The sequence below is a fragment of the Flavobacterium sp. CFS9 genome (assembly GCF_041154745.1).
GTDB lineage: Bacteria > Bacteroidota > Bacteroidia > Flavobacteriales > Flavobacteriaceae > Flavobacterium.
In genome coordinates this window covers 1,808,371-1,820,974 of sequence record NZ_AP031573.1, presented here as the reverse complement: position 1 = coordinate 1,820,974, position 12,604 = coordinate 1,808,371, and the positions used below count along the sequence as shown (strand labels likewise).

Genomic DNA, 12,604 nt, shown 5'->3' with positions numbered 1-12,604 from the left:
ACTGTTTAAGTTTGTAAAACTAAGGTTTCTGTAATTTATTGAATTATAGAATTTTAAAAAAATGTTATATGATTGTAAAAAAAATAGCAATAGTGGTTTCCGCTTTTTTTTCGATTTCTGTGGTTGCACAGAATGTTGCGAAAACCGATGCTGAAATTAAATCGGTTGTAAAAATATCGTATTTAGATTCTGTTAAAAGTACTTTCAAAAAAAATGAACTGGCAACACGTGTTGACAGTCTTTGGATGAACGAATTAGTAAGTCTCGATATCTACGACGATTTAACAAAAGACATTCAGACCATTAACACAGATGTAACCGTTGATGAAGAACTGCCGACAGATTTGCTAAAACAGCGATTACAGGCAATGAATGGGAAATCACCTTTTAATATTGAATACAATCAGGGATTAGAAAACATCATAAAGTCATTTCTTAAGAATCGTAAAAAATCGTTTTCACGATTAATGTCTTTATCAGAATATTACTTTCCTATATTTGAAGACGCTTTTGCCAAACAAAAGGTGCCTTTAGAAATTAAATATTTAGCCGTTGTAGAATCTGCTTTAAATCCTAAAGCAGTTTCTAAAATGGGCGCCACCGGACTCTGGCAATTCATGTACGGAACCGGAAAACAATACGCACTTAAAATAGATTCTTATATCGATGAACGCAGTGATCCGCTTAGAGCAACTGCTGCGGCATCAGAATATATGACTAAAATGTTCAGCATCTTTGGTGACTGGGAATTGGTTCTGGCCTCTTATAATTCAGGACCGGGAAATGTGACCAAAGCCATTCGTCGTTCCGGCGGAAAAACAAAATATTGGGACATTCGAAACCATCTTCCAAAAGAAACTCAGGGTTATGTGCCAGCTTTTTTAGCCACGATGTACCTTTTTGAATACCACAAAGAACACGGAATTAATCCACAAAGAGCCGTTGTTAAAAATTTTGAAACAGATACTGTTCAGATCAAAAGCCAAATGTCATTCAAACAAATTGCTGATTTGTTAGACATGCCGCAATCTCAAATTCAGCTTTTAAATCCATCGTATAAATTAAATGTAGTACCTTTTTATCAGGGAGAGGAGCATTATCTGCGGTTACCGAAAGATAAAATCGCCACCTTTGTTTCAAACGAAGACAAGATTTATGCCTATGTAGCTTACCAGGCGCAGAATAAAACCATTCCGGTTCAATTGGCAATGAGGACAGCCCCAAGAGCAAAATACATTGCGAAAGCCAAAGAAAAAGAAGAACCCTCTAAAGAAATTCAGTTTTACAAAGTTCGTAAGGGTGATAATCTGGGAGCTATTGCCGAAAAGTATAACGTAAGCATTGTCGATCTGAAGAAGTGGAACAATCTGAAATCAAACTCAGTGGCCTTCGGAAGAAATTTAAAAATTAAAACGGATATAGAAGCAGCCGTAAAAAATCCTAAAGAAGCTAAAGCAACACTTGCGATTGATAAAAAATCAGAGGAAGCTATTGCCGCGGCTGATGATAAAGATAAAAATAATGCACAACCACAGGAATATGTAGTAGCTGCCGGAGACAACTTAGGTAACATTGCAAAGAAATTCGGTACGACTATTGCGGAGTTAAAAGAACTTAATGGTCTTACTTCAAATAATATTGGTTTAGGAAAAACATTAGTAGTTTCTAAAGCAGTTCCTGAAATTGTAGATGAGAATGCTGTAACAACCGCTATTGCATCAAACAATTCAATTGATTCGTTTAAGAAAAAAGCAACATCAAAAGCTTTGGGTGAAGACTATTACGTTAAAAAAGGAGATTCGTTGTATAGTATTTCTAAAAAATATCCGGGAGTTACCATTTCCGATATTAAAAAATGGAATAATATTAAAGACGGAGACATTAAACCCGGAATGAAACTTAAAATAAACGGATAATTCAAAATCTTATATAAATTTGGGTTTTATTTCATAACTTAAGAGAATGAATAAAACCCATTTTTTATTAGTACTGCTTCCGCTGCTGTTCATTTCATGCTTTAAAAATGATAAGCAGACTGAAACTGTATCCGGAAAGACCAATACTATTTCTGTCATTATAGATGATCAGTTGTGGTACGGTGAAGTAGGCGACAGCATTCGAAATAAATTTGCTTCACCGGTTTTAGGACTTACACAGGAAGAACCGATATTTACGATCAATCAGTATCCGGCCCGTTTGCTGGAAGGTTTTGTTACCGACAGCCGTAGCATTATTGTGGTAAAAAAAGCTGCCGCCGATAAGTTCGAAGTCACACACAGTGCTTCTCTGCCTCATAATACTTTTAGAATTTACGGAAAGTCTGTCGATGATATCATCTGCAGTATCGAACTCAATTCCGCACAAATTATCAAAGTAATCCGTGATACCGAGATCAAAAAAATTCAGGAGGATAATAGTAAATCCTTGTTGAATCCGGCCATTTTAAAAAACAAGTTTCATATCGATCTTCAAATACCAGTTGGATATGAATACATGCTGCATAAAAAGAACTTTATTTGGCTTAAAAAAGACATCATTAGCGGAAACACCAGTCTGCTCATCTATCAAATCCCGATTCGCAGTTTTGAGAAAAGTTCAAATGTAGTAGACAACATTATCCGAATGCGCGATTCGGTTGGTTATTACATCAAAGGCAAGGAACCTAAAACACGTATGATTACGGGAGAGGCCTACGCACCTTATTTCTCGACAATTTCATTAGATGGAAAGAAGGCTTATGAAACCAAAGGCACCTGGGAACTTAAGAATGATTTTATGGCGGGACCCTTTATCAACTATGCTATTGTCGACGAAATGTACAACCGAATTCTGGTAATCGAAGGATTTTGTTATTCGCCCTCCAATGAAGAACGTGATTTAATGCTGGATCTGGAAGCAATCATAAAATCAGTTAAAATTGATAAAAGGTAATGTAAAGGGCTGAAAGCCAGAGAGCAGAAGCATGGTGCAGCGCACTATGAGGCATGAAGAAGGTTTTTTACGCCCTGAAAGGGCAAAAGCCCCATCCCGAAAGGTGTTCTCATCTAGAAGCCAGCATCTGTAAACAGAATAAATTTTTTCAATCCACAGCTTTTTGGAGTAATCCTGTTAAGTTTGGAGTAATGATCTGACAAATTAATTTTTCTTAATTTTGTTTTACAACTAACATTAAAACAGATCATTATGAAAGATTTAATTGCAGTATTATTACTAGTCATGTGTTTTGCTTCCTGCAAAAAAGAAGTAAAGATAACAACAGAAACAGCAGGTTCTTCTGATAGCATTAAAAAAGAAGAACCGGTAGCGGAGCAGCCTGTTGATTCGGCAGCACAAATGAAAGCGTGGCAGGAATATGCAACTCCTGGAGCTCCTCATAAATTAATGGCAGATGAGGTGGGAACCTGGAATTGTGAGATGACCTTCTGGTCAGAACCAAACGGGAAACCTGAAAAAGCCACTTCAACAGCAAACGTTAAAATGATTCTTGGCGGACGTTATCAGGAATCGAACTATCAGGGAACCATGATGGGACAAGCTTTTGAAGGTAAAAGTACCTTAGCCTATAACAATGCCAGTAAAGAATACACCACCACTTTTATCGATAATATGGGAACCGGTATGCTGGTGGCAACAGGCAAGTACGATGAAAGCACCAAAAGTATGGAGTTAAAAGGCGACATGGTTAATCCCGTAAACGGTAAAAAGACACCCTACAGAGAAATTTATACCATTGTAGATGCTAAAACACGTAAGATGGAAATGTTTGATGTAAAAAATGGTGAAGAATTCAAGAGCATGGAAATCATTATGAAGAAAAAATAAGATTCTCATTATATCACAAAAGTATAAATCCCGATTGCAGTTTGTAATCGGGATTTATATTTAAGAATATTTGGTATAATTTTGTTTTTAGCGTAAGTTAGAACCATAAACAATAAGACCATAACAATAAACAAAGAGCAAATGGAGCTAAAATGGAAAATAAAGCCTTTTGAGGCGTTAAATGTAAACGAGCTATACGATTTGCTCAAATTAAGAAGTGAGATCTTTGTAGTCGAGCAAAACTGCGTTTATTTAGACCTTGACGGTAAAGACAAGAAAGCATTACACCTGATTGGAGAGTATGATGGGAAAATTGTAGCCTATGTACGTTTATTCGACGCGGGGATTAGCTTTGATAATGCTTCGATCGGACGTGTGGTGGTAGATGCCAATTACCGTGACCGAAAATGGGGACATGATCTGATGCGTGAAGCCATTGCGGCCATAAAATCAAATTTTAATAAAGAGGCGATTACGATTGGAGCTCAATTGTATTTAAAAAAATTTTACGAAAGCCACGGATTCGTGCAAACTAGCGAAATGTACTTGGAAGACGATATTGAGCACATTGAAATGACTCGTAATTAGTATTGTTAGAAAAAAGGTACTGAGGTTCTGAGTTGCAAAGGTGCTAAGTACTAATTCGAAGGCATTATTTGAGAAAAAAATCTGCACAAATCTGCTTAATCTGCGTGAAATAAAATTTAGCGTTTTAATATTACTTAAATCTTAGTAATCAAAAACTCAACACGACGATCCAGATTATCTCCTTTTCCAAGTGGGTATTTATTACCGCAGCCCTGATAAGTCATTCGGTTTTTGGAGATTTTTTTGGAGCTGAGGTAGTAAAAAACGGTTTTGGCCCGGTTCCAGGAAAGCCTTCTTTCATTGGTGGCTCTGTCAATTCCGTCGGTGTAGATATCAGGAGTACAACAAACATGACCTCTGATTTCGAATTTTAAACCAATTTGTTTTTCTAAGATAGCCGCAACTTTATCTAATTCCTTTTTAGAGTTTGACGTAAGTTTTGAACTTCCAATATCAAATAAAATATTGTCTAAGAAGATCTTGTCGCCAATTTTAAGTTTGTTAGGGAATGAGTTGTAAATTCCCTTCCCAAAGCTGTTTTTCTTTACAGCAATTAAGTCAACCCGCCGGTTTCGGGTACGGGTTTCATGTAAATTTTCGATAGTATCAGGCCGTACAACCACACGGCCTTTTCCTTCCAGAATAACAATTTTACCCTGGTTGAAGCCTGCGCGAACCAATAAGTTCTGAATGGTAGCTGCGCGATTGTTAGACAAACGGAAGTTGTATTCGTCGTTTCCGCGATCATCACAATAGCCATATATTTGTACCGACTCAACTTTAGAGGTGTCGATACTTTTAATAAAACGGTTTACAACTTCGGTTTGTTTTGGTGTAAGGTCGAACTTGTCAAATTCGAAATAAATGGTTTCAATAGGTTTTTGCTGTGCCGATAAATTGTAAATGAGAAACAGAAATAAGGCTCTGTAAAGTTTCATTTTTTTACATTTTTAAAATCGTTTTATACTCGGTCTGGTTATTTAATACGTTTACTGCTTTTTTAATTTCTGAATTGTTTTTAAGATAAAATTGATACAAACCTTCCTGATACTGATATCTTTTAATCAATTCTTCCAGTATCAGGTTTCTGATTTCCTTTTGATTTTTATCCAATAATGTACTCTCACTTTTTTCAAGAGCGGCCTGTAACTGTTGGTATTCTACAGTAATAGTTTCGTCTATTTTTTCATTTTTGGCTGCAGCCATCATATTTTTCAACGCCACTTCCGATTCTGTATCAAAACTAATTTTGTTCGTTTTCAGGAACTGCTTAAAACTGGCGTAATCCGCATCAGTAATGGTTGGTGTTTTGTCTCCTAAGTTTGGATTTTTGTAATAGTAAGTGGTCGCATAATCAAAGATTCCGTCATTTTTTAGTAAGGCCGTTGTGATCGGACTCATTTTGGTTTCGTCCAGTTCGATATCCGGTAAAACACCGCCACCGTCATAAACCGTTCTTCCTTTTCGGGTTTTAAAAGCATTAAAGTTTTTGGCATCCGTTTTTTGTGCCACGCCATTTTTGTCTTTATGTGCATAATCCAAAGCCTGAATACAACGTCCGGAAGGCGTGTAATAACGTGAGATTGTCACTTTCAACTGAGTTCCGTAAGTTAAGTCAACAGAGCGCTGTACCAAACCTTTTCCGAAACTGCGGCTTCCCAGAATCACGGCACGGTCTAAATCCTGTAAAGCTCCCGAAACAATTTCTGAGGCCGAGGCACTTCTGCCATTGACTAAAATTGCCAAAGGAATCTCAGTATCAACAGGTTCTTTAGTCGTTTTATAAATGTTGTTGTGTTTTTCGATTCTTGATTTTGTCGTTACAATAACCTCATTCTTCGGAACAAATAAATTACAGATGTCAATAGCTTCATTAAGTAAACCACCCGGATTCCCTCTTAAATCCAGAACGATTTGTGTAGCGCCGTCTGCTTTAAGTTTCTCCAGAGCATCTTTCACCTCGTTGGATGCTTTTCTGCTAAAGTGTGCCAGAACAATATAACCGGTTTTGGCATCGATCTTTCCAAAAAACGGAACCGACTTAATATCTACTTCATCCAAAACCAGTTGGGTGGTGAAAGTTTGTCCTTGTCTGAGGTATTTGATGTTGATTTTCGTGTTTTTAGTTCCCTTCATTAATTGTGAAGCATCGTCTTTAAAATCGGCGATCAAAACATCTCCAATTTGAATGATTTCGTCTCCCGCTTTCAGTCCGGCTTTGTCGGCAGGATAGTTTTTATAAGGTTCGCGAACAATCAAACGATCTTTTTTTCTTGAAATCAAAGCTCCAATTCCGGTATATTCTCCGGTATTGTTGATTTTAAAATTCACAACATCCTGTTCGTTAAAATAAACCGTATAAGGATCCAGACTACTCAGCATGCTTTTAATGGCTTTGTCCATCAGGTCACCCGGGTTGGTCTCGTCAACATAATTCGTGTTGACCGCTTTAAACAGCGTAGTGAAAATTTCGATTTGTTTGGCAATTTCAAAAAAGTCGTCTTTGAAACTGGTTCCGATAAATAAAAACCCTGCAGCAACAGCAGGTATGACGAATTTCTTTTTGAAATAAGGATACATGATTATAATTTTTTTCTTTTAAATCTTTTTCTAATAAAGTAGACAAGCACGCAAAATACGATTATAAACGGCCATACGCTAATGATCGAAATTAAAAAGTCGGACAGACTGAAAAATCCGGACTGAATAGCCGTCCATATTTTTGAGCCATACGAAATCTTAACGCCTTGTTTTTGAGCGATCGTTTTGTAAAAGGAGATCGTTACGGTACTTTCTGAAACACGGCTTTCGAGGTACTTTAACTGGCCTTCTTTGGCTTCAATTTCTTCACGGATAGCTGAAATCTGTTTTTCGATTTCCAGAATTTCACTAATCTTAGTGGCTTTCTGTAAAATTTCTAAGTATCGGGTTTCAAGTTTGCGTTTCGTATTTAATCTTGAAGTTAAGTCAATGTATTGTTCGGTAACATTTTCTGCTGAAATTTCTTTTTGTTCAAAATAAGAAACCCCTTTAGAAACAGCACTTATAAAAGGATCGAAGTTTTGACTTGGAACCCGAATCGTTAAGGTTCTGTAAATGTTGTCATACTCTTTTCCTTCTGAATCATTCTGAATGAAGGCTTTATTGGCCGCAATAGCAGTTTGAATTTGTTTGAAAGTGTCTTCTAAATCATTGGTTTCAAACCGAAGTGAAGCCTGTTTAATAATTTTTTGAGGAATTTCGGATGCAGGCGATTTTTCTTTTTCGTAATTGTCATTTGCTTCAGATTCGTATTTTGGAGCAAGTTTGACAGCACTAATCGATAAATTTTCATTGTCAGCTTCTGATTTACTGCAACTTATAAGGCAAAAAAAAGTGAAAAATAAAAAGAAAATATACCGCATAATTTTTCAAATTAAAGTTAAAACTACAATTTTTTTATAATTTTTCGTATAATTTGATCAATAAAGTTGTTGTAAACGAATTACAATTCTGTTTTATTTTCAGAATCATTAATTTTATTTACTTGTTGAAGGAATTTCTCAAACAGCTGAACCGTTTTGGTGTTGATTTCTTCATAAGACAATCTGTCTTTCGTTTGATAGAAAAACATCATGGAGTAGGGCTGTGGAATGTTATCCAAAAGTAAATGTTTGTTCAGTCGGTACGTTTCTCTTAAAACACGTTTGAAGTAATTTCGGTCAACGGCTTTTTTGAAGTATTTTTTAGAAACCGAAACACCAATTTTGATTTTTTCTGGTGAATTTTCTTCCGCCGGAGCATAAACCAAACGCAAAGGATATTTTGAAACCGATTTCCCTTCAGAAAACAGTAAGCTTATTGTGGTTTTGCTCTTTAAGCGTTCATTTTTAGGGTAAGTGAAGTTCATTTAATTCAGAAAAAATTTGCAAATTTTAGGGCAAAGGTACAATTAAACCAGAAAAACGGTTATTGTTTTCAATTTTTATACCGCTAAAAATTTATTTATTACTTTTGGGCATTAATTTTTTAAGCATGCAAAAGATAATTTCGTACCCCATTTCCGTAATTTATTACTTGTGTTTTGGTTTTTGTCTGGCGGTATTTCACCCGATACAATGGTTCTGCCTGAATGTTTTTGGTTACCAGGCACATAAAAAAAGCGTAGATTATCTGAATTTCTTCCTGTTAAGGTGTACCAATCTGGTGGGAACAACTTATAAAATTGAGAACAGAGAAACAATTCCAACCGGAGTTCCATTGATATTTGTTTGTAATCATCAAAGTATGTACGATATCGTGGCAATGATTTGGTACTTTAGACGATTTCATTGTAAATTTGTAAGTAAGAAAGAGTTAGGAAGTGGAATCCCAAGTGTGTCTTATAATTTACGCCACGGAGGATCAGTGCTTATTGACCGTAAAGACCCAAAACAAGCTATTCCAGTTATCAAAGGCTTGTCTGAATATATCGAAAAAAATACAAGATCTGCAGTTATTTTTCCTGAAGGAACACGTAGTAAAACAGGAAAACCTAAAGAATTTGCACAAAGTGGTTTAAAAATCTTATGTAAATATGCACCATCGGCATATGTGGTTCCAGTGAGTATCAACAATTCATGGAAGATGGTAAGATTCGGTTTCTTCCCGGTAGGTTTAGGAAATCGCCTTTCTTTTACAGTTCATAAAGCCATGGCAGTAAAAGACTATAACTTTGAGGATTTAATGAAGATGACGGAGAAATTAGTTGTAGAAGGAGTAAATGAGTATAAATAGATTTTTGTTTTAGTACAAACGAAAACTTAAATCCCAATCTTAAATAAGTAATGTCTATAAAAAACATTAGATTAGAAGTAATGCAGTTCTTGGAAAAGAACGTGGATAGCTTCGTTGAACAGTATTTAATTCCAGTGGAAAAAATTTGGCAGCCGTCAGACTTTTTGCCTAATTCTGAAGGAGAAAATTTCTTTGAGGAGGTAAAAGAGTTACGTGAAATTGCTAAAGAATTGCCTTATGATTTCTGGGTAACTTTAGTGGGGGATACCATCACTGAAGAAGCTTTGCCAACATATGAGTCATGGTTAATGGATGTAGAAGGAGTCAATCAGGTAGAAAACGGTGGTAATGGCTGGTCAAAATGGATCAGACAATGGACCGGAGAAGAAAATCGCCACGGTGACCTTTTGAATAAATACTTGTATTTGTCCGGTCGTGTAAACATGCGTGAAATCGAAATGACTACTCAGCATCTAATCAACGACGGTTTTGATATTGGAACCGGATCTGATCCGTACAAAAACTTTGTGTATACCAGCTTTCAGGAATTAGCGACTTATGTGTCACATAACAGAGTGGCGCAAATGGCTAAGAAATTTGGGGATAACAAATTGTCTAAAATGTGTAAAATGATTGCAGGCGATGAAATGCGTCATCATCATGCTTACAGCGAGTTTGTTACCCGTATTTTTGCCGTTGATCCAAGCGAAATGATGTTGGCGTTTCAATACATGATGAAACAAAAAATCGTTATGCCTGCGCATTTCTTAAGAGAATCAGGTCAGAAAATAAGCAGTGCTTTTGAGCAGTTTTCAGATTCAGCACAACGTATCGGGGTTTACACCGCTAACGATTATGTTGAAATTATGCAGAAGTTAATCAACAAATGGGAAATTGATAAAATTTCAAATTTGACGGATGAAGCAGAGAAAGCGCGTGATTACTTAATGAAATTACCGGCTCGTATGGCCAGAATTTCTGAAAGGTTGGTAATTCCTGCGGAATCACATATCTTTAAATGGGTTGAACCTGCCAGATTGTAAATTACAGATTTCTGATTTTAGAGTTTAGATTTATGAAACTTTAAGCAGAAGATCTAAAAACATATTGTTGATTGTTGAAGTTTCAAAGCTTCGACAATCAACAATTTTTATTTAAAGTACAAAACACCAAAGTAAATCTGTTGCACCAGTTTGAGGTGTGTGACATTTACCGCAAACTATAAATGCTATGAATAACTCCGAACTGATAAATAAAACGATTGCTTTTGTAAAAGAGAAATTAAACGACGCCGAAGGCGGACACGATTGGTTTCATATTGAACGCGTTTATAAAAATGCCCTTTTAATTGCCAAAGGAACTGACTGTGATCTTACCGTAGTGCAATTGGGAGCTTTGCTGCATGATATTGCCGACAGTAAATTCCACAATGGCGATGAGACTATTGGGCCAAAAACTGCTCGTTTATTTCTGGAATCAGAAGAAGTTGCAGAGGAAACAATTCAGCATGTGGTAAACATCATCGAAAATATCTCTTATAAGGGCGGAAATTTTGAAAAGAGATTTTCTTCTGTAGAATTAGATATCGTTCAGGATGCGGACCGTTTAGACGCAATTGGAGCGATTGGAGTAGCAAGAGCATTTAACTATGGCGGGTTTAAAAACAGAACGCTTTATGATCCTGCAATTGCACCCATAACCAATATGACAAAAGAGGAGTACAAAAAGAACACAGCACCAACGATCAATCATTTTTATGAAAAGCTTTTGCTTCTGAAGGACAAGATGAATACCGAAACCGGTAAGCAAATTGCCGCGGAAAGACATCGCTTTATGGAAACCTTCCTGGCGCAGTTCTATTCAGAATGGGAGGGAGCTAAGTAGTATTAAGTCTCAGTATTCAGTTTTTAATAGAGAAGGGGGCTTCGACTCCGCTCAGCCTGACACCAGCAGAATGCTAGTGGAATGTCATCCTGAGCGGAGTCGAAGGCTTATGGAATTGTAAGTTTTCTAGTCTCAGTCTTAGTATTGAGTTTTTATTCTCAATAACCATGATGTCACCCTGAGCGGAGTCGAAGGCTTATGGAATTGTAAGTTTTCTAGTCTCAGTCTCAGTATTCATTTTTTGCTCTCAACAATCGTGGTGTCACCCTGAGCGGAGTCGAAGGCTTGTAGAATAGTAAGTTTTTTTAGTCCCAGTATTCATTTTTTGCTCTCAACAACCATAGTGTCACCCTGAGCGAAGTCGAAGGCTTATGGAACCATAAGTTTTTTTTAACCTAAGTTTCAGTTTTTAGGTTCTCGACTATTTTGATGCCGTTTTCTGAACAAATGCCTGTACAGCGTTTTTAAACTCTTTGTTTTTCTCATAATATAAAATGTGACCTCCTTTTATAATCGTTACTTCCCGGTTTGGAAATTGAAACATGCGGTAATGATCCGGGCCAATACTATGATCCTGCGATCCCGTGATTATAAGAGTAGGTACCTTTATCAGTGCGGTTTGTCTTGTAAAATTACTCAAGTAAACCGGCATGCTTAGTGCCTGCTGTCCAAAAGAGTAATTTCTTTTAAAACTGCTGTCGATACTATCCAGTTTTTTTACATTTTGTTCGCTGTCAGATAATATCATATAATCCTTGCCGGCTTTTTTAATGCGTTTCTTAGAAGCTATAAAAGTATCCAAAGCGGTTTCATTATTTTTTAGCGTTATATTTTCACCAAGTGTTTTACCCATAAAATTAATTTGATTCAGCAGCGAATCGTTGATATCAAGTGTAGCATTCAAAAGAATTAATCCCTTAACATGTTCAGGATATTTTTGAGCATAACTGCTGGCTAAGATTCCCCCGAAGGAATGCCCCATGATAAATACTTTTTCGGCATTCAGGGTTTTACGAATGTCTTCAATATCTTCCAGCATTCTATCAAGACTGTAATTGTTATCCGGGGAAGATGCGGAACGGCCACAGCCCCTTTGGTCAAAATAGCAGATGGTCAGTTTATCTTCAAGAACATTTCCTCCCATTTCTTCAAACGATTTGCTCCATGCGCCGGGGCCGCCATGCAAAAAAATGCAGAGATCGCCTTTACCGGAAACTTTTAGAAACAAAGGAATTCCATCAGAAGTAACGACGGTACTATCGTTTAGTCTTGCAGGAGTATTATTTTTCTGGCTGTGTCCATGATATCCAAAACACAAGAATAGAAGAAAAAATAGATAAATTTTCGGAGTCATTTTTAGCAGCTGTTTTTGAGGTTGAACTTGTTTGGTTTTTTAAAACCTGCTAAAAGTATAATTAAAACCACAAACTAAAAAATTAAAACAATCCATTCTGATTGGTACTAAGTTGATAGATAATAAAGTAATGGAGTGTTTTGCCCCAGAGAGACACTGAATAAACACAAAGCTTCACAAAGTTTTTTAAATCCTTTGTGA

General features: G+C 36.5%; 12 protein-coding genes. 7 read left to right on the top strand and 5 right to left on the bottom strand.

Annotated elements, in window-relative coordinates:
* The first annotated feature begins 68 nt into the window (after positions 1-68).
* The 4 genes from ACAM30_RS08075 to ACAM30_RS08060 all read left to right on the top strand — a co-directional run bounded on the left by ACAM30_RS08075 (position 69) and on the right by ACAM30_RS08060 (position 4,410).
* A complete protein-coding gene (locus ACAM30_RS08075) occupies positions 69-1,916 on the top strand; it encodes a LysM peptidoglycan-binding domain-containing protein (protein ID WP_369618028.1) in 1,848 nt (615 codons plus the stop codon).
* 46 nt (positions 1,917-1,962) lie between these two features.
* The gene (locus ACAM30_RS08070) at positions 1,963-2,931 is read left to right on the top strand and encodes a DUF4837 family protein (RefSeq protein WP_369618027.1); all 969 of its coding nucleotides are present in this window, start codon (positions 1,963-1,965) and stop codon (positions 2,929-2,931) included.
* A 252-nt stretch (positions 2,932-3,183) separates the two neighbouring features.
* Complete coding sequence (locus ACAM30_RS08065) at positions 3,184-3,822, top strand: DUF1579 domain-containing protein (RefSeq protein ID WP_369618026.1); 639 nt, start codon at positions 3,184-3,186, stop codon at positions 3,820-3,822.
* Between the two features lie 141 nt (positions 3,823-3,963).
* A complete protein-coding gene (locus ACAM30_RS08060) occupies positions 3,964-4,410 on the top strand; it encodes a GNAT family N-acetyltransferase (RefSeq protein ID WP_369618025.1) in 447 nt (148 codons plus the stop codon).
* 134 nt (positions 4,411-4,544) lie between these two features.
* Here the strand turns inward: ACAM30_RS08060 and ACAM30_RS08055 are convergent, their stop codons facing one another.
* The 4 genes from ACAM30_RS08055 to rnpA all read right to left on the bottom strand — a co-directional run bounded on the left by ACAM30_RS08055 (position 4,545) and on the right by rnpA (position 8,299).
* Complete coding sequence (locus ACAM30_RS08055; RefSeq protein ID WP_369618024.1) at positions 4,545-5,348, bottom strand: OmpA family protein; 804 nt, start codon at positions 5,346-5,348, stop codon at positions 4,545-4,547.
* Between the two features lie 4 nt (positions 5,349-5,352).
* On the bottom strand, positions 5,353-6,990 hold the full coding sequence (locus ACAM30_RS08050) for a S41 family peptidase (RefSeq protein ID WP_369618023.1): 1,638 nt from the start codon (positions 6,988-6,990) through the stop codon (positions 5,353-5,355).
* Between the two features lie 2 nt (positions 6,991-6,992).
* Complete coding sequence (locus ACAM30_RS08045) at positions 6,993-7,814, bottom strand: DUF4349 domain-containing protein (protein ID WP_369618022.1); 822 nt, start codon at positions 7,812-7,814, stop codon at positions 6,993-6,995.
* 80 nt (positions 7,815-7,894) lie between these two features.
* Entirely contained in the window at positions 7,895-8,299 is a 405-nt protein-coding gene (gene rnpA, locus ACAM30_RS08040) for a ribonuclease P protein component (RefSeq protein ID WP_369618021.1), read from the bottom strand.
* Between the two features lie 125 nt (positions 8,300-8,424).
* Between rnpA and ACAM30_RS08035 the strand changes: the two genes are divergently transcribed.
* The 3 genes from ACAM30_RS08035 (at position 8,425) to ACAM30_RS08025 (ending at position 11,049) form a co-directional block, all read left to right on the top strand.
* Complete coding sequence (locus ACAM30_RS08035; RefSeq protein WP_369618020.1) at positions 8,425-9,165, top strand: lysophospholipid acyltransferase family protein; 741 nt, start codon at positions 8,425-8,427, stop codon at positions 9,163-9,165.
* A gap of 50 nt (positions 9,166-9,215) precedes the next feature.
* Positions 9,216-10,208: an acyl-ACP desaturase gene (locus tag ACAM30_RS08030; RefSeq protein WP_369618019.1), complete on the top strand. Its 993-nt coding sequence runs from the start codon at positions 9,216-9,218 to the stop codon at positions 10,206-10,208.
* Between the two features lie 187 nt (positions 10,209-10,395).
* Positions 10,396-11,049, top strand: a complete 654-nt coding sequence (locus ACAM30_RS08025; protein WP_369618018.1) for an HD domain-containing protein — start codon at positions 10,396-10,398, stop codon at positions 11,047-11,049.
* 421 nt (positions 11,050-11,470) lie between these two features.
* Here ACAM30_RS08025 and ACAM30_RS08020 read toward each other — a convergent pair whose 3' ends face one another.
* A complete protein-coding gene (locus ACAM30_RS08020) occupies positions 11,471-12,403 on the bottom strand; it encodes an alpha/beta fold hydrolase (protein ID WP_369618017.1) in 933 nt (310 codons plus the stop codon).
* Positions 12,404-12,604: the final 201 nt, after the last annotated feature.

Bases quoted from the DNA above. Each gene is read 5' to 3' on its own strand.
- ACAM30_RS08050 (WP_369618023.1), bottom strand. From the start codon at position 6,990: ATGTATCCTTATTTCAAAAAGAAATTCGTCATACCTGCTGTTGCTGCA.
- ACAM30_RS08075 (WP_369618028.1), top strand. From the start codon at position 69: ATGATTGTAAAAAAAATAGCAATAGTGGTTTCCGCTTTTTTTTCGATT.
- rnpA (WP_369618021.1), bottom strand. From the start codon at position 8,299: ATGAACTTCACTTACCCTAAAAATGAACGCTTAAAGAGCAAAACCACA.
- ACAM30_RS08070 (WP_369618027.1), top strand. From the start codon at position 1,963: ATGAATAAAACCCATTTTTTATTAGTACTGCTTCCGCTGCTGTTCATT.
- ACAM30_RS08045 (WP_369618022.1), bottom strand. From the start codon at position 7,814: ATGCGGTATATTTTCTTTTTATTTTTCACTTTTTTTTGCCTTATAAGT.
- ACAM30_RS08025 (WP_369618018.1), top strand. From the start codon at position 10,396: ATGAATAACTCCGAACTGATAAATAAAACGATTGCTTTTGTAAAAGAG.
- ACAM30_RS08055 (WP_369618024.1), bottom strand. From the start codon at position 5,348: ATGAAACTTTACAGAGCCTTATTTCTGTTTCTCATTTACAATTTATCG.
- ACAM30_RS08065 (WP_369618026.1), top strand. From the start codon at position 3,184: ATGAAAGATTTAATTGCAGTATTATTACTAGTCATGTGTTTTGCTTCC.
- ACAM30_RS08030 (WP_369618019.1), top strand. From the start codon at position 9,216: ATGTCTATAAAAAACATTAGATTAGAAGTAATGCAGTTCTTGGAAAAG.
- ACAM30_RS08060 (WP_369618025.1), top strand. From the start codon at position 3,964: ATGGAGCTAAAATGGAAAATAAAGCCTTTTGAGGCGTTAAATGTAAAC.
- ACAM30_RS08020 (WP_369618017.1), bottom strand. From the start codon at position 12,403: ATGACTCCGAAAATTTATCTATTTTTTCTTCTATTCTTGTGTTTTGGA.
- ACAM30_RS08035 (WP_369618020.1), top strand. From the start codon at position 8,425: ATGCAAAAGATAATTTCGTACCCCATTTCCGTAATTTATTACTTGTGT.